Source organism: Bradyrhizobium sp. GCM10028915 (assembly GCF_042666195.1).
GTDB lineage: Bacteria > Pseudomonadota > Alphaproteobacteria > Rhizobiales > Xanthobacteraceae > Bradyrhizobium > Bradyrhizobium canariense_D.
Window position 1 is genome coordinate 90,024 of the sequence record NZ_JBHTFN010000071.1, and the last position, 15,791, is coordinate 105,814.

19 protein-coding genes are annotated in these 15,791 nt (G+C 64.0%); 10 read left to right on the forward strand and 9 right to left on the reverse strand.

All coding sequences use genetic code 11. The features are described 5' to 3' along the window. Positions 1-89: 89 nt before the first annotated feature. Positions 90-791, reverse strand: a complete 702-nt coding sequence (locus tag ACFQX9_RS36055; protein WP_085360537.1) for a class I SAM-dependent methyltransferase — start codon at positions 789-791, stop codon at positions 90-92. A 113-nt stretch (positions 792-904) separates the two neighbouring features. Here ACFQX9_RS36055 and ACFQX9_RS36060 point away from each other — a divergent pair, with 113 nt between their 5' ends. Then, a complete protein-coding gene (locus tag ACFQX9_RS36060) occupies positions 905-1,429 on the forward strand; it encodes a Dps family protein (protein WP_377791896.1) in 525 nt (174 codons plus the stop codon). Positions 1,430-1,554: 125 nt separating this feature from the next. Here ACFQX9_RS36060 and ACFQX9_RS36065 read toward each other — a convergent pair whose 3' ends face one another. Then, positions 1,555-2,076, reverse strand: coding sequence for a hypothetical protein (locus ACFQX9_RS36065; RefSeq protein WP_377791897.1), 522 nt, complete (start codon positions 2,074-2,076; stop codon positions 1,555-1,557). Positions 2,077-2,241: 165 nt separating this feature from the next. Continuing rightward, positions 2,242-3,432, reverse strand: coding sequence for a glutamine-hydrolyzing carbamoyl-phosphate synthase small subunit (gene carA, locus ACFQX9_RS36070; RefSeq protein WP_026232561.1), 1,191 nt, complete (start codon positions 3,430-3,432; stop codon positions 2,242-2,244). A gap of 146 nt (positions 3,433-3,578) precedes the next feature. Here carA and ACFQX9_RS36075 point away from each other — a divergent pair, with 146 nt between their 5' ends. The 6 genes from ACFQX9_RS36075 to ACFQX9_RS36100 all read left to right on the forward strand — a co-directional run bounded on the left by ACFQX9_RS36075 (position 3,579) and on the right by ACFQX9_RS36100 (position 8,833). Then, the gene (locus ACFQX9_RS36075; RefSeq protein WP_085360533.1) at positions 3,579-4,307 is read left to right on the forward strand and encodes an alpha/beta fold hydrolase; all 729 of its coding nucleotides are present in this window, start codon (positions 3,579-3,581) and stop codon (positions 4,305-4,307) included. Positions 4,308-4,340: 33 nt separating this feature from the next. Next, the gene (locus ACFQX9_RS36080; RefSeq protein WP_018453597.1) at positions 4,341-4,796 is read left to right on the forward strand and encodes a GatB/YqeY domain-containing protein; all 456 of its coding nucleotides are present in this window, start codon (positions 4,341-4,343) and stop codon (positions 4,794-4,796) included. 160 nt (positions 4,797-4,956) lie between these two features. Beyond that, the gene (locus ACFQX9_RS36085) at positions 4,957-6,093 is read left to right on the forward strand and encodes an epoxide hydrolase family protein (RefSeq protein ID WP_377792035.1); all 1,137 of its coding nucleotides are present in this window, start codon (positions 4,957-4,959) and stop codon (positions 6,091-6,093) included. A gap of 127 nt (positions 6,094-6,220) precedes the next feature. Beyond that, positions 6,221-7,831: an acyl-CoA synthetase gene (locus tag ACFQX9_RS36090; protein ID WP_204512330.1), complete on the forward strand. Its 1,611-nt coding sequence runs from the start codon at positions 6,221-6,223 to the stop codon at positions 7,829-7,831. Positions 7,832-7,840: 9 nt separating this feature from the next. Continuing rightward, positions 7,841-8,308 (forward strand): MarR family winged helix-turn-helix transcriptional regulator, encoded by a 468-nt coding sequence (locus ACFQX9_RS36095; RefSeq protein ID WP_018453600.1) that lies wholly within the window; start codon positions 7,841-7,843, stop codon positions 8,306-8,308. Between the two features lie 81 nt (positions 8,309-8,389). Further along, on the forward strand, positions 8,390-8,833 hold the full coding sequence (locus tag ACFQX9_RS36100; RefSeq protein ID WP_018453601.1) for a hypothetical protein: 444 nt from the start codon (positions 8,390-8,392) through the stop codon (positions 8,831-8,833). Here the strand turns inward: ACFQX9_RS36100 and ACFQX9_RS36105 are convergent, their stop codons facing one another. After that, positions 8,834-11,062: an ATP-binding protein gene (locus ACFQX9_RS36105; RefSeq protein ID WP_377791899.1), complete on the reverse strand. Its 2,229-nt coding sequence runs from the start codon at positions 11,060-11,062 to the stop codon at positions 8,834-8,836. Between the two features lie 308 nt (positions 11,063-11,370). On the opposite strand from ACFQX9_RS36105, the gene ACFQX9_RS36110 reads away from it, so the two are divergent. Beyond that, positions 11,371-12,144, forward strand: a complete 774-nt coding sequence (locus tag ACFQX9_RS36110) for a DUF2189 domain-containing protein (RefSeq protein WP_377791901.1) — start codon at positions 11,371-11,373, stop codon at positions 12,142-12,144. Positions 12,145-12,171: 27 nt separating this feature from the next. On the opposite strand, the gene ACFQX9_RS36115 is transcribed toward ACFQX9_RS36110, so the two are convergent. After that, the gene (locus tag ACFQX9_RS36115) at positions 12,172-12,363 is read right to left on the reverse strand and encodes a hypothetical protein (protein WP_377791902.1); all 192 of its coding nucleotides are present in this window, start codon (positions 12,361-12,363) and stop codon (positions 12,172-12,174) included. Next, positions 12,363-13,169 carry a transglutaminase family protein gene (locus tag ACFQX9_RS36120; protein ID WP_085349611.1) on the reverse strand — a complete coding sequence of 269 codons (807 nt, stop codon included), beginning with the start codon at positions 13,167-13,169 and terminating at the stop codon, positions 12,363-12,365. Before ACFQX9_RS36120 ends, ACFQX9_RS36115 begins: the two co-directional genes overlap by 1 nt. Positions 13,170-13,529: 360 nt before the next feature. On the opposite strand from ACFQX9_RS36120, the gene ACFQX9_RS36125 reads away from it, so the two are divergent. Further along, positions 13,530-13,754 (forward strand): hypothetical protein, encoded by a 225-nt coding sequence (locus tag ACFQX9_RS36125; protein ID WP_007614662.1) that lies wholly within the window; start codon positions 13,530-13,532, stop codon positions 13,752-13,754. An 18-nt stretch (positions 13,755-13,772) separates the two neighbouring features. Here ACFQX9_RS36125 and ACFQX9_RS36130 read toward each other — a convergent pair whose 3' ends face one another. From ACFQX9_RS36130 to ACFQX9_RS36140, 3 genes are read right to left on the reverse strand one after another with little or no spacing between them, the layout of a single operon-like run. Continuing rightward, positions 13,773-14,285, reverse strand: coding sequence for an SRPBCC family protein (locus ACFQX9_RS36130; RefSeq protein ID WP_377791904.1), 513 nt, complete (start codon positions 14,283-14,285; stop codon positions 13,773-13,775). Beyond that, entirely contained in the window at positions 14,282-14,752 is a 471-nt protein-coding gene (locus tag ACFQX9_RS36135) for an SRPBCC family protein (RefSeq protein WP_377791906.1), read from the reverse strand. Before ACFQX9_RS36135 ends, ACFQX9_RS36130 begins: the two co-directional genes overlap by 4 nt. Further along, entirely contained in the window at positions 14,745-15,059 is a 315-nt protein-coding gene (locus tag ACFQX9_RS36140) for a helix-turn-helix transcriptional regulator (protein ID WP_007614659.1), read from the reverse strand. Before ACFQX9_RS36140 ends, ACFQX9_RS36135 begins: the two co-directional genes overlap by 8 nt. 111 nt (positions 15,060-15,170) lie before the next feature. Here ACFQX9_RS36140 and ACFQX9_RS36145 point away from each other — a divergent pair, with 111 nt between their 5' ends. Next, complete coding sequence (locus tag ACFQX9_RS36145) at positions 15,171-15,791, forward strand: LysE family translocator (protein WP_085384410.1); 621 nt, start codon at positions 15,171-15,173, stop codon at positions 15,789-15,791.

The following is a 15,791-nucleotide window of genomic DNA, read 5'->3' on the forward strand; positions in this document are numbered from 1 at the left end:
ACTTCCGCCACCGGGCCGCGGCGATCATTACCGATCGGGGTGCGACAAGCCACCTCAGGCAGACGTTATGCTTAACGGATCCACCAAGCTCAACGGACCAGCGGCGGCCGCGCGACGAACGTCATGCGCCAGCTATTGTGGCCGATATTGCGGTGAGCGCGCTGGACCGCGAAGCCGGCTGCCTTGAGCTTGGCGGTGATCTCCTCCTCACTGTAGCGCTGTAGCCCGATGCGCGTGCGCAGCTGGCGGTAATCCGACAGTGCGGTGCTGATCAGCCCGATCAGCGCATCTTTCAAAAAGCCGTGACGCAGGCCGAAGCTGAGCAGCGCTGTGACGTCCCTGAACATGCCGACATTGGGCTGGAGGATATCGCCCAGCACGAGCTTGCCCGAGGGCTTCAGGATACGGGAGAAGTTGAGGAGCGCGGCGTCGAGCTCGTCCGGCGTCATGTATTGCGCGACCGAGTTCATTACGACGAGATCGATCGACTGCTCCTGCATCTTGCGCACATCGTCGAGCGAGCGGACGCGAATTTTCGTGTTCGGGGCAAACCGCGCGATCAACCGGCCGCGCACGCCGGGCGCAGGCTCGGCGAGGATCAGCTTGCCGCAGGCCGCCGCGACCTGGCTCGCCGACAGCGCCTCGCCGCAGGCATAGTCGAGCACGGTCGCCTCGGGCGAAGAGATGTAGCCGATGATGTCCCGCGCGATGATCTGGAAGTGCAAGTCGCGATGCAGCTTGCTGACATAGATCGTGTGCGTCGAGTCGTAATAATCGATCCAATCGTCCATGGTCGTCGAGGGCCCCGGCCAAACGGTTCCGTTGCAGGAACCGGCGCTGCCCGCCTGCGTTAGGGGTGCGGCGGCGCGCCGTCAATGTCTGCGTCCTAACAGGAAGGTTTCCCGTGAGCAAAGCTCCACAAAAGGTCTCGCCCGACCTCGACACGCCCACCGATCTGTCGTCCCAGGCGGTCAACGAGGTTTCGGAGGCACTCAACGTGCTTCTGGCCGACGCGTTCGCGCTGTATCTGAAGACCAAGAATTTCCACTGGCACATCAGCGGCCGGCATTTCCGCGACTATCATCTGCTGCTCGACGAGCAGTCCGACCAGATCTTCGCCACCACCGACCAGCTCGCCGAGCGCGTCCGCAAGATCGGCGGCACCACGCTGAAATCGATCGGGCAGATCGCCAAGCTCCAGACCATCAAGGACAACAACGAAGACTATGTCCCGCCGCGCGAGATGCTGCGCGAGCTGATGCAGGACAACAAGCATGTCGCCGCCGCAATGCGCAAGGCGCACGAGGTCTGCGACGACGCCGGCGACGTCGCCAGCGCCAGCATCCTCGAGAACTTCATCGACGAGACCGAGCGCCGCACCTGGTTCCTGTTCGAAGCCACAAGACAGGAAGGCGCGAACGAGGCGTAGGGGCACACTGTCGTAGGGTGGCCAAAGGCGCGCTCTTCGCGCGCCGTGCCCACTATCTCTCCGCAGTTCAAACTGTTTGGTGGGCAGGCTTCGCTTTTGCCCACCCTACTGCACCGTCTTTGTAGCTACCGCCACAACCGCATCAACGCCCCGTTCTTGCCCGTCACCGGATCGGCCGGCGGCCGCGCGACGTTTGGAATCGTCTTCAGCGCCTTGGCGTGGTTCTCCGGTGTTGCGCGGGTGACCTCCATCTTCGCGCCCGGCGGATAGGCGCCGATCACGCAGAAATCCGCGCTGGCCTTGATGCGTTGGTGACCTGTGCCGGCGGGCAGGATCGCGACGTCGCCGGCCTTGATCTCCAGCTCCTGGCCGTGGCCGCCGCCGAAGCGGACGCGCGCGCTGCCACGCGCAACGCCGAGCACCTCGTGCACCGTTGCGTGATAATGCAGATAATCGAACACGCCATTGCGCCACGTGCCGCCCCAGCCGTTCGCTTCGAACAAGCGTTCGATCGTCTCTTCCGGCTGTCTGGAATCGAGCTTCACCGCGGCCTGGTAGACCAGGAAGGGGAGGATATTGTTGGGCACGAGCCCGTCATCCTCAAATACGATGGCGAGCGGCTCGGCATTGTCGCGGACGACAGACATAAGAGGCTCCTGCGTGAGCGTAGCAGTGATCAACGAAGGGAGTTAAGCGGCGTTCCTCGTTCCGCTGTCATTCCGGGTTCGCGCTGCGCTGCGCCCGGAACGACAAGAGCCCGGGCGAAGGCCCGGGCTCGATGTCGTCAAAGCAGTTGCAGGAGAGCGCGCGCCCTACACGCTCTTGTTCTGCCGCATCAGATCGGCAAAGCGCTGGAACAGATAGTGCGAGTCGCGCGGACCCGGTGAGGCCTCGGGGTGGTACTGCACCGAGAACACCGGCTTGCCGTCGAGCTGGATGCCGCAATTGGAGCCGTCGAACAGCGAGATGTGGGTCTGCGTCGCGCCCGTCGGCAGGGTGCTCTCGTCGACGGCAAAGCCGTGGTTCATCGAGGTGATCTCGACCTTGCCGGTGGTCTCGTCCTTCACGGGATGATTGGCGCCGTGATGGCCCTGGTGCATCTTCTTGGTCTTGGCGCCGACGGCGAGGCCGAGCATCTGATGGCCAAGGCAAATTCCGAATGTCGGCGTGCCCGACTTGATCACGTCCTGGATCACGGGCACGGCATATTTGCCGGTCGCGGCCGGATCGCCGGGACCGTTCGACAGGAACACGCCATCCGGCTTCATCGCCAGGATATCCTCGGACGACGTCGTTGCCGGCACCACCGTTACCTTGCAGCCGACGCCGGCGAGCAGGCGCAGAATGTTGCGCTTGATGCCGTAATCGATGGCGACCACGTTGAACTCAGGCTTGTCCTGGCGGCCAAAGCCCTTGTCCCAGAGCCAGGGCGTCTCGTCCCAGGTGAAGCGCTGGCCTGAGGTGACCATTGGCACCAGGTCCATGCCCTCGAGGCCGGGCCATTCGCGCGCTTCTTCCTTCAAGCCGTGCAGGTCGAACTCGCCGTCCCTGGCGTGCGCGATCACGGCGTTGGGCATGCCCTTGTTGCGGATCAGCGCGGTCAGCGCGCGGGTGTCGATGCCAGAAAGGCCGATGATGCCGCGCGCCTTCAGCCACTGGTCGAGGTGCTTGGTGGCGCGGTAGTTCGAGGGATCGGTGATCGCGGTGCGCAGGATCACGCCGCGCGCGCCGGGCGTGGCGGCCATGTTCACCGTCTCGATGTCGTCGTCGTTGGTGCCGACATTGCCGATATGCGGGAACGTGAAGGTGATGAGCTGGCCGGCATAGGAGGGATCGGTGAGGATCTCCTCATAGCCGGTCATCGCGGTGTTGAAGCAGACCTCGCCGACGGCTTGGCCTTCGGCGCCGAGGCCAAAGCCTTCGAGCACCGTGCCGTCGGCAAGCACCAACAGCGCGGTCGGTTTGTGGTCCGGCCAAGCGTGATCGTTATCATGTTGTGTCATGAGCCCGGTTCATAGTCCCCGCGGGCGCTGCCGTCAAAGCGGAGATGCGCCGATTCACATGCGTTTTTGCATATTTGACAGGTCGGCTTGGGCCCCTAAGCTCCGCAGCATAATTTCCGGCAAATTCCGGGGCTCGGGAGGCAATAATGGACCAGACGACGCCGATTCTGCTGGTTCCGGGATTAGCCTCCTCGGCCCGGATCTATGCACCGGTGATCCCGTCGCTGTGGCAGTTCGGCCCGGTGATGGTCGCCAACCATATTCGCGATGACAGCATGGCGGCGATCGCCCGGCGGGTGCTGAGCGAGGCGCCGCCGCGCTTCGCGCTCGCCGGCCATTCCATGGGCGGCTACATCGCCCTCGAGATCATGCGCCAGGCGCCCGAGCGGGTGGCCAGGCTCGCGCTGATCAACACTCAGGCGCGGCCCGACACGGAGGAGGCGACCGCACGCCGCCGCGGCCTGATGGAGCTGGCCCGGCGCGGGGAGCTGCGTGCCGCGCGCGAGGAGATGTTTCCCGAACTGGTGCATCCGTCGCGCCGCAACGATGCAGGCATTCGCCAGCTCGTACACGAGCAGGGCGATGACGTCGGCGTCGAAGGCTATCTGCGGCAGCAGACCGCGATCATCGCGCGGATGGATTCACGGCCGACGCTTGCGACGATCAAATGCCCGACATTGGTGCTGACGGGCGATCAGGACAACACGATTCCCAACGCATTCTCGAAGGAGATGGCGGAGGGCATTGCCGGCGCAAGGCTCGTCGTTCTGGAGAATTGCGGACACCTGCCGCAACCGGAGCAGCCTGCGGCGACGGTGCGGGCGCTGGTCGAATGGCTGGGAACCCCGGTTGTCTCCGGGCTGCGAACGGCCTAGATCAGGCGTCGGATATTCTAGGGGATCACGATCATGCTGCGCGACGACATCAACAATGCGGTCAAGGAGGCCATGAAGGCCAAGGAAGAGCGCAAGCTGTCCACGCTGCGCATGGTCAACTCGACCATCAAGAACGCCGACATCGAGGCGCGCGGCAACGGCAAGCCGCCGCTCTCGGACGCGGACCTGCTCGGCGTGTTTCAGAAGATGATCAAGCAGCGCCAGGAATCGGTTGAGCTCTACGAGAAGGGCGGCCGTGCCGAACTCGCCGCGCAGGAGCGCGACGAGATCGCGGTGATCTCCGCGTACTTGCCGAAGCAGATGTCGGATGACGACGTCAAGAAGGTGATCTCGGACGCGATCGCCGAGACCGGCGCCGCCGGCATGAAGGACATGGGCAAGGTGATCGCCGTGTTGAAGACCAAGTACGCCGGCCAGATGGATTTCGGCAAGGCCTCTGGTTTGGTGAAGGCTGCTCTGACGGGCTAAGCGGCCGCGCCGAAGGTTTGCCAGGAGCTGACAGACTATCATCCTGGTCATGCCCGGCCTTGTGCCGGGCATCCACGTTCTTCAAAATGGAGAGAAAGAACGTGGATGGCCGGGACGAGCCCGGCCATGACGAGAACCTCCGATGAGCAGGGCCTCTCCCATGACCGCCATCAAGCCGTTCCGCATCGCCATCAGCGACGACGTCCTCACCGACCTCAAGTCGCGCCTCGCCCGCACGCGCTGGCCGGAGGCGGAGTTGGTCGATGATTGGAGCCAGGGCGCGCCGCTGGCATGGATCCAGGAAATCTGCACCTATTGGGCTGATGGCTACGACTGGCGCGCGCGCGAAGCAAAACTCAACTGCTTCGAGCAGTTCACCACCGAGATCGACGGGCTCGACATCCACTTCCTGTATGTGCGCTCGAAGGAGCCGTCGGCACTGCCGCTGATCATCACCCATGGCTGGCCCGGCTCGATCGTCGAATTCCAGAAGGTGATCGCGCCGCTGGTCGATCCTGTCGCGCATGGCGGCAATCCCGCCGATGCTTTCCACGTCGTCTGTCCGTCGCTGCCGGGCTTTGGGTTCTCCGGCAAGCCGAACACCACCGGCTGGGGCGTCGATCGTATCGCCGCGACCTGGGCCAAGCTGATGGACCGGCTCGGCTACGCGCGTTATGGCGCGCAGGGCGGCGACTGGGGCTCGGCGGTGACGACCTCGCTTGGCATGCAGGACGGCGAGCATTGCGCCGGCATCCACGTCACGCTCGCCTTCGACGCCGCGCCGAAAGTCGAGGGCGAACCGACGCCGGAAGACAAGCGCGCGCTCGCCGGCCTCAAGCATTATGTCGACCTCGACTCCGGCTATTCGAAGCAGCAATCGACGCGGCCGCAGACACTCGGCTATGGCTTGACGGATTCGCCGAGCGGGCAGGCGGCTTGGATTCTGGAAAAATTCTGGGCCTGGACCGATTGCAACGGTCATCCCGAGAACATCTTCACCAAGGACGAGCTGCTCGACAACGTCATGCTCTACTGGGCGACGGAGACGGCGACCTCGTCGGCGCGGCTCTATTGGGAAAGCTTCGGCAAGCGCCGGACCACGCCGGTCGTCAAGGTGCCGACGGGCGTGGCTGTCTTTCCCAGGGAGATCATCACGCCGGTGCGGCGCTGGATGGAGCCGAGCTTCCACAACATCACGCATTGGAGCGAGATGGAGAAGGGCGGCCATTTCGCCGCATTCGAGCAGCCGGAGCTCTATGTCGGCGACGTTAGAAAATTCTTCCGGACGGTGCGCTGAGACGCGTTCTCCGTCATGCCCGGGGCTTGTCCCGGGCATCCACGCCCTTAAACTCAGGCCAAACAAGAACGTGGATGGCCGGGACAAGCCCGGCCATGACGCCGAGACCGTGGAAACGCCCGCAGCCATGCTCACCGAAGCCAGCACCTATGACGAACTCTACGGCAATTTCCGCTGGGAGATCCCGGCGCGCTTCAACCTGGCGGAGGCCTGCTGCGATCGCCACGCCGACGGCACCGGCCGGCTGGCGCTGGTCTATCTCGATGAGAACGGCGCCATCACGCGCACATCCTTCGACGATGTCGCGGAGATGTCGCGCCGCTTCGCCAATGTGCTGAGGGCGGATGGCCTTGTCCGCGGCGACCGCGTCGCGGTGTTCCTGTCGCAGTCGCTGGAGCTGCCGATCGCGCACATGGCCGCGTTCCGTTCGGCGATGATCTCCATTCCGCTGTTCGCATTGTTCGGCGAAGACGCGCTGGAATTCCGCCTGTCGAACTCGCAAGCGAGGGCGATCGTCACCGACGAGGGTGGCTGGGAGAAGCTTTCGAAGATTCGCGACCGTCTGCCGGAGCTGAAGAAGGTCTACATCGTTGGCGAACGAACGCCGGCGGGTACGACATCGTTCTGGAATTCGGTCAAGGCTGCATCGCCCGACTTCAGGCTGGTGGACACGTCTGCTGACGATCCCGCGCTGATCATCTACACCTCGGGCACGACGGGCAATCCGAAGGGCGCGCTGCACGCCCACCGCGTCGTGCTCGGACATCTCCCCAATGTCGAGATGTGCCACAACTTCCTGCCGCGCCCCGGCGATCTGATGTGGACGCCGGCGGACTGGGCCTGGATCGGCGGCCTCATCAACGGCCTGTTCGCGTTCTGGTACCACGGCATTCCCCTGGTCGGTCACCGCGCGCGAAAGTTCGAGCCGCAAGCGGCGATGCAGATGATGGCCGATCTCGGCGTGCGTAATGTGTTCCTGCCGCCGACCGCGCTGAAGCTGATGCGGCAGGCCGGCGTGACGCATTCCGGCATCAAGCTGCGCAGCATCTTTACCGGCGGCGAGTCCCTCGGCGGCGAGCTGCTCGGCTGGGTGCGCGAGACCTTCGGCGTCGACGCGCACGAGGTGTTTGGCCAGACCGAATGCAATCTCGTGATCGGCAGCAACGCGAATCTGTTTCCGATCCGCCCCGGTTCGATGGGCAAGGCGACGCCGGGTTTCGACGTCCGCATCGTCAATGACAGAGGCGAGGAGCAGCCACGTGGCCAGCGCGGCATCATCGGGGTGCGCCAACCCTGTCCTTGCACGATGCTCGAATACTGGCGCAATCCGGAGGCAACGTCGAAGAAATATGCCGGCGAGTTCCTGCTCACCGGCGATCTCGGGGTGCAGGACGAGGACGGTTACTTCTGGTACGTCAGCCGCGAGGACGACGTCATCACCACCGCCGGCTATCGTGTCGGCCCGTCCGAAATCGAGCACACGCTGATGAAGCACCCGGCGGTGGCGATGGCGGCGGTGGTCGGCATTCCCGATCCGATCCGCACTGAATCGATCAAGGCCTGGATCGTGCTGCGCCCGGGCTTTGCCGCCAGCGACGCACTCGCGCGCGAGATCCAGGAGTTCGTCAAGGTGCAACTCGCCGCCCACGAATACCCACGGTTCGTGGAGTTCGCGGAGACACTTCCAATGACCGCCACCGGAAAGGTGCTGCGGCGCGAGCTGCGGACGAGGGGTTAGCTTCCTGCAATGGCAAAGACGTCTCAAGCCGCGGGGCTTCACCGCGCTTCACTTGCGAAGCTGAGCGAACTCGATGCGGCGCTGGAGCTCATGTATTACGGCTGGCGCGGCATGACACTCGAAGCCGACGCATATCTCGCCAAGCAAGGACTGTCGCGCCCGCACCATCGCATCCTCTACGTGGTGGCGCGCCGGCCCGATATCGCGATCGGCTCGCTGATCGAGATCCTCGGCATTTCCAAGCAGGCCCTGAACCGGCCGCTCAATTTGTTGCTTGAGCGCAAGCTCCTGACCTCAAAACGCTCGCCCGAGCAGCATCGCTCGAAGCTGCTGCGCCTGACGGCCGCGGGGCAGCGCATCGAGCAGCGCGCATCGGACCACGAGCGCAAGGTGCTGCGCGAGGCGTTCGATCGCGTCGGAGCGACAGGTGCGGCTGCGTGGATGGGCGTGATGGAGGCGATCGCCGACACCAACTGACGATTCCTGAAGTCAACATGGTTGACATGAGGAGCGGGCTTTGCCACTTTCCTGGCCAACGAGCCGTGGGAGGGCTCCGCCATGCGTCTTTCGGATATCGTGCTGCTCCTCAACGCGCTCTGGTTCGGCGGCGCCTTCATCCAGTTCAGCATTGCGCAAGCCAATACACTGAAGATTCTCCTGCCGCGGGAAGAGCGCACCAATCCGATCGCGCCGACATTGTCGGCCAGCGTGGCATTCCTTGGCGGCATCAATCTGCCGATCGGCCTTCTGTCGCTCTACCTTCTGGCAGCCCGTCCGGTCTTCTTCCAGCCGGTCGAAGCGCAGCTGGTGCTGTTCCTGTTCTTTGCCGCCTGCCATTTCAGCCAGTTCGCCTACAACCTTCCGGTCCTGCTGCGCGGAGGACGCGTCGGGGTCGCTTATTGGCCCGTGTTGAAAGGCCCGATGCTCAGGATCTTCGTCATCGACGCGGCCTTGTTCGTGGCCAATCTGGGTGCGGCGCTTCTCCTCGCGTCGCGCTCCTGACTACCGCGACGGCGTCGACAGCGCAGATCGCAGCATGGCGGCGAGGTCTCGCCGCCGGAACGGCTTGGTCAGGATGCGGGCATCGCCGATTGCGTCGGGCGCCGAGACCGGATTTTGGCTGTAGCCGGAGGTGAAGAGCACCTTGAGCCCGGGTCGCAGCTGGATTGCTTGCCGGGCAAGCTCCGGCCCGAACATGCCGCCGGGCATCACGACGTCGGTGAACAGCAGGTCGATATCCCCGGACTGGCGCAACAAGTCGAGCGCCGCCGGGCCGCTCGCGGCCGTGATGACGCGATAGCCGAGCGTCTTCAGCTCGCTTTCGACATAAGTCCGAACCATGTCGTTGTCTTCGACGACGAGAATGGTCTCGCTTCCTTCGCGCGTGACGATCCCTTCGGCGGGTGAGGCGTCCTCGTTTGGCGGTGTTGCCAGGCGGGGAAAGAACAGCCTGACGGTGCTGCCTTGTCTCGGTGCGGACTGCATCTGCACCAGCCCGCCGGACTGCCGCACAAAACCGTAGACCATGCTCAGGCCGAGCCCGGTCCCCTTGCCGACCTCCTTGGTGGTGAAGAACGGCTCGAACGCCCGGCTCGCCACCTCGGCGGTCATGCCGCTGCCGGTGTCGATCACGGCCACCATGACATAGTCCCCTGGTCGCGGTTCGCCATTGATGTCCAAGTCGGATTCACCGAGCGAGACGTTGCGCGCCTCGATGGTCAGCCTGCCGCCCAACTGCATGACATCGCGCGCGTTGAGCACGAGATTGAGCAGCGCAGTCGTGAGCTGGCCGGGATCGACGCTGATCAACCACAGGTCCGGTGCGAGCGCGAAGGTGCATTCGATGTGCTCGCCCAAGGGGCGGCGCAACAAGTGCTCCACCTCCTTAATCTTTTCGCCGATGTCGATGTCTCGCGGCCTCAGGGGCTGCTTGCGCGCGAAGGCGAGCAGGCTCCGCGTCAGGTCGGAGCCGCGTTCGGCAGCTGTCGCGATGTCGCCGGCGATCCGGTGCAACTCCTTGTTCCCCGCCAGCCTGTCGGCAAGGTGCTCCGAATTGCCGAGAATGACGGTGAGGAGATTGTTGAAGTCATGCGCCACACCGCCGGTGAGCTGACCCATGGCCTCCATCTTCTGGGATTGGCTGAGCTTCTGGTTGAGGTCCGCGATGGCCGCTCGTTGCTGCTCAAGCGATTCGGCAGTGTCGTTGAGCAGGGTCATCAATCCGCCCAGCTCGCCGCGCGGATGGGGAGGAGGAATTCGCGCGCTGAGATCGCCGAGCCCGAGTCTCTTCGCCATGTTGGCGAGCCGCCCGACCTGGCGCCCGACGCTCACGGTCGCGAGGATCCATACGCCGGCCAGCAGCAGCAGCAAGGCCACCGCGAGGATCGCCATATCCTCATAGAGCCGGCGATTCGCCGCCGCGACCAATCCGTCCTTGGACCGTCCGACCAGGATGTAGAGGCCGGCATCACGGATCGAAGGTGAGTGGGCGACGGCCCAGACCTGCGTGCGGCCGTCGCGATCGGTCACTTCCTGAAATGCCTTTTGATCGGGAGCCGTCGCGAAGCCGAGCAGGTCGGATCCCGCGATCGACGCGCCCACGGGCGCGGTCCAGCCGGCTCCCGAGGGAGCGACGAGAACGGTGCCCTTGCCGTCAATGAGCAGAATATCCTTCTCGGCGAGCAGCCGCTTGTGGTGATACTCGGCGAATTTGCGCAGGTTGAACGAGGCAAGCAGCACCAGCTTCAGCGCGCCCGCCTCCGATCGCACCGGATATGCGATCTGGAGCACCGATATTCCGGTCAGCCGGCCGAATACCGGCTCAACCACGACGTTGCGCGAGACCAGGGCCTGCTTGAAATAGGCGCGATCCCTCAGATCGAGGGTGCGGTTGGTCCGCAGCGAGTCGCAGAACAGGCTGCCGTCCGGATCGATGGTCAGGATTCCCGTGAACTGAGGGTATTCCTCGCGCACGTCCGACAGAAACGCCGAGCACGCCGCCTTGTCGCGCGTGTCGAGGTCGCGCGCGCGGGCCAGACCGTAGTGAAGCTGAGCGGTGCCCTGAATCTTCCCACCCAGATCGCTCGCAATGTCGTCGGCCGAGGCCGCCAGATTGGCCAGGGCGGCGTTGACTTCACTGCTCCGGTTCTGCACGAAACGCAGCCCGACGAGGCTCGCCGGCACCAGCATGGCCGCGATGACGAGTATCAGTAGCCGGGTACGCAAGCTCATCGGTCGGACGGTCCATTCGAGTCATCGCGCTCGTTCAAAGACCCAATTTGCGGCACCACCCGCCGCTCAGTCCATAGGCATCGGGTCGAAAAAGTCCCCCACGGGGAAAGATTTGGAGCCGCGGGCAGCGCGGATGAGCTTCCCGAAGGGAGCGCCGCCGTCGGCGCGGTGGTTCTCCCGGGTCTGTGCCGGCGGCTTCGAGATACCATCGTCCGGCCATCAACTCGCGCGTGCGCACCGGCCGCGGGGACGCTAAGATCGAGGTCCGCGTGCGACGGAGATCGCGCCGGCGAACGAGGAGGAAGCTGATGTCCATTTCGGGCAAGGTCGATCGGGTGGTGCGTCCCGTCGCGGCGACCGATATCGCCGAGGCGCTGGTCGAAGGCCTGCGGGATTTCCAGGCGCTGCCGCTTTACGGCCTCTGCTTCGGTACGCTCTACGCCGCCGGCGGCATCGCCATCATGCTGTGCTTCACTGCGTTCGGCATGGTCTATCTGGTCTATCCGCTGGCCGCCGGCTTCGCGCTGCTCGGGCCATTCGTGGCGATCGGGCTCTATGAAGTCAGCCGCCGTCGCGAGCGCGGCGAGCCCGTCTCGCTCGGCGCGATCTGGTCGGCCGTGCGCGCGCGCAGCGAGATCGGCTGGATGGCCTTCGTCACGCTGTTCGTGTTCGTGGTCTGGATGTATCAGGTGCGGCTTCTGATCGCGCTGCTGCTTGGCCTGCATGCCTCGTTCTCGAGCCTACAGGAGTTCATGACGGTGGTGCTGACCACGAACGAGGGCCTGCTCTTCCTCGGCATCGGCAACGCGGTCGGCGCGGTGCTGTCGCTGATCCTGTTTTCGCTGACCGTGGTGTCGTTTCCGCTGCTGCTCGATCGCGAGGTCGATTTCGTCACGGCGATGGTGACGAGCGTGCGCGCGGTCGTCGCCAGCCCGCTGCCGATGATTGGCTGGGCTGCGGTGATCGTGATGGTCCTGATCGTCTCGGCGCTGCCGTATTTTCTGGGGCTGGTCGTGACGCTGCCCGTGCTCGGGCACGCGACCTGGCATCTTTATCGGCGGATCGTGGTGCCGGTGGCGTAGCAGGAAGCCGGACGCAATGGCAGCGAGCTATTCGCCCATTGCCAGCAGGCGTTCGCCGGATGAGGTCAGTTCGAGTTCGCCGAGGCGCCTGGTTGCATAACCGAGGTTGGTCAGGCGCTCGCCGTGCGCTTGCGGGATTTCGCCTTGCGCCTTGCCCTTGCCGATCTCGGCCAAGGACGCAAATTCATCGGCGCTGAGCGCAACGCTGCTGTCTGTCATCAGGCAGCCTCGTCGGTCCATACCTTGAAATTGACAAGGGTATTCGGACCGAAGGTTTGGGTGATCGGGACGTCCGCGGCATCGCGTCCTTGTGCGATCAACACGCGGCCGATCCGCGGCGTGTTGTTGCGCGGATCGAACATGTGCCAGCTTCCGCCGAGATAAGCCTCGAACCAGCCGGCGAAATCTCCCACGGCCCAGGGCTTCGGCGTGCCGATGTCGCTGAGATAGCCGGTGCAGTAACGCGCGGGGATGTTCATGCAGCGGCAGAACGCGATGGCAAGATGAGCATAGTCGCGGCACACGCCCTTGCCTTCGTCGTAGGCTTCCCGCGCCGTCTTGGTCGCGCGCGCGTGCTCATAGCCGAAGGCGATGTGACGATGAACGAAATCGCAGATGGCCTGGACCCGCGCCCAGCCGGGCGGCGTGTGCTCGAACAACTTCCATGCGATATCCGACAGGCGATCGGTCTCGCAGTAGCGACTGCCGAGCAGATAGACGAGCGTGTCGGTCGGCAGCGCCTCGACGGCGTGCTGAGCCGCGTTCGGGAACACTGGGTCGGGCAGGCCGCTGTCGCTCACGACGCCGTCGCCGGCAAGGCGAAAGGCGCCAGCCGGCGCCACGATGCGGCTGCACCAATTGCCGAAGAGATCGCGATAGGGAGTGATCGGCACCGACGGTCTAGTGGTCAGCAGGTCGGGCACGATGACATCGGAGGCGCGGGTGAAGTGCGTGCCCAGCACCATGATCATAGGCGTGGGCTGCGGGAATTCGTACAGCATCTCAAACCCGACGCGGAGCTTCATACGATTTTCCCTTGGCTAAGCTCGTAACATGGCTACGAAGCGGCCGATCACAAGGCTTTGACGGCTTATTCGGTCGCGGGCGGCAATTGGCGCCTCAAAAGTGCGGCACGGGCGAGAAAATGATAGCTAATTGCGGCGATTGCGCGCACGGTGCGGGAATGTCGAAAGATCTGTCGTTTCTGCGCCTATGCAGCGCCACGACTATTCGCGCGACGTGAAGCGCCTCATTCCCTCGCACCGGCGGAGCCGACTCGTAGCGACGTCGTAACAGCGGTCGTCGCGCATATTGCCCACTCCAGCGGTGAGTTGGACGCGGCAGGCGCGTGCCGCGGACACCTGAAGGTTTCACCGCGATCGATCATGAGATCGAACGCCAACCGAAAGCACCCGATGCAAACTCAACCGATGCAAGCTCTCTCGCCACGGCACGTCAAGACAGAAGAAGCGCTCCGGCTCGGCGTCGAGTCGGGCTGGTACGCGATCAAGGTCAGCGGGACCTTTGTCTCGGGCCCGCACGACTCGGAAGCGGATTGCAGTCGCAAGATCGACGAAATCAATCCGCCTCCGGTGAAGAAGAAGCGATGACGACACGGAGTTCGCCCGCTACGGCGTCTTGATACCCATCGCCTTCAACGCTTCCAGCATCTGCGCCGGCGGCGCCATCTTGATCTGCGGCGCCTTGCCTGTTTCCAGCAGGCTCTTCAGCCCCGACAGGATTGCGGGCCAGCCGGTGCGGCCGCCGGAAAGGATGTCGTCGCTGAGCGGGCGGTCGTGGTGTTCGCTCATGGTGAGGCGGACGGCCTCGCCGGCTTGTTCAATCTCGTAAGTGACAAGCGTCGCGCCGAGCTTTGCGACGAGGTCGGGCCAGTTGACGTTCCACGTCACCGTCAGCTTGTTCGGCGGATCGTATTCGAACACATCTCCCGAAATGTGTTCCGAGCCATCAGGCGCGCGCACGACGAATTTGCCGCCGAGTCTTGGCTCCATCTCGACCGCAAAGCCGGAAAAGTATTTGCGGCTGAACTCGGTGGAGGTCAGCGCCTCCCACACCTGGTCCGGCGTCGCGGCGATGTAAATCGTGTAGACGGTGAGCGGTTTGAACTGATCTAAGTTCATTTTGCATCGAATCCCTTGTTGAGGGCTGCGTGCGGAATGGCCAGCACCTTGCCGCTTTCCAGCAGGCTCTTGAGCCCGGACAGGATCGCCGGCCACCCGTTGGAAACGGCGCCAAAATATTTGCCGCCTTCGACGAAGCCGTCATGCAGCACCGTCAAACGCACGAGCGAGCCGAACGGTTCGATGGTAAAGACCACCCGCGAGATCGGCTCACCGCGCAGCTCCTCGTATTTTTGGTGCTTGAAGCTGTAAGACAGCCGCCGCGGCGGATCGGCTTCGAGGATCTCGCCGGAATCGGTGGTCTCGCCGTCCAGCAGCAGCGCGAAAGGGGAGCCGATTTTCCAGTCGGACCTGACCTCGGCGCCGAACCAGTATTGCTTGGTGAACTCGCTCGATGTCAGCGCCTCCCACAGCCTCGTTGGCGTTGTCTCGATGTAGGTGACATAGACGAATTGCGGCTTACTCATCACGCTTCTCCAACTGGCGTTTCAACTCGCCGAGTGCGGCGAGCTTGCCGCGCTCGAATTTCTTGATCCAGCGTTCGCCGATCTGATGGATCGGAACCGGATTGAGATAGTGCAGCTTCTCGCGGCCGTGCCTGATGGTCGTGACCAGATTGGCCTCTTCCAGAATGGCAAGGTGCTTGGTCACGGCCTGGCGCGTCATCGCGAGGCCTTCACAGAGTTCGTTCAGCGTCTGGCCGTTCCTGGCGTGAAGCCTGTCGAGCAGCGACCGTCGTGACGCATCGGCGAGCGCTTTGAAGACCTCATCCATGGCGGCGATAATAGGCAACCAAATGGTTGCATGTCAAGGGCAAGGTCGTGACTTCCGTTCCCGCCCTCGCCATGCATTAATGCCGCAAACCGCTCCCAGCGAGTCCTCCCCATGATGTCTCTGCAAGCCTATCTCGCCTTCCTTGCCGCCTGCATCGCGCTCGCGCTGTTGCCGGGGCCGATCGTCACCCTCGTCATCGCCAACGGGCTGCGCCACGGCACGCGCGCGGCGCTGACCAATGTGGCCGGTGCGCAGGCCGGCCTCGCCATCGTCATCGGCATCGTCGCGGTCGGACTGACCTCGCTGATGGCGACCATGGGGTATTGGTTCGACTGGGTGCGCTTTGCCGGCGCCGCCTATCTGGTCTGGCTCGGCATCAAGCTGATCTGGGCGCCGGTCGAGGGCGTCAATGTGGATGAGCCGCCGGCGCCGCCGCGCGGCGGATTCTTCCTGCAAGGTTTCCTGGTGCTGCTGTCGAACCCGAAGGTGCTGGTGTTCTTCGGCGCCTTCATCCCGCAGTTCATGGACATGAACCGCGACCACTTCCCGCAGGTCGCGCTGCTGGGAGCCACCTTCATGGTCACTGCGGTGATGACGGACGCGCTCTACGCCATCGCCGCGGGGCGGGCCCGGAAGTTCTTCTCGGCTCGCCGCACCCGCATGATGTCGCGCATCTCCGGCGGCTTCATGATCGGCGGCGGCATCTGGCTGGCGCTGACCAGGGCGAAATAA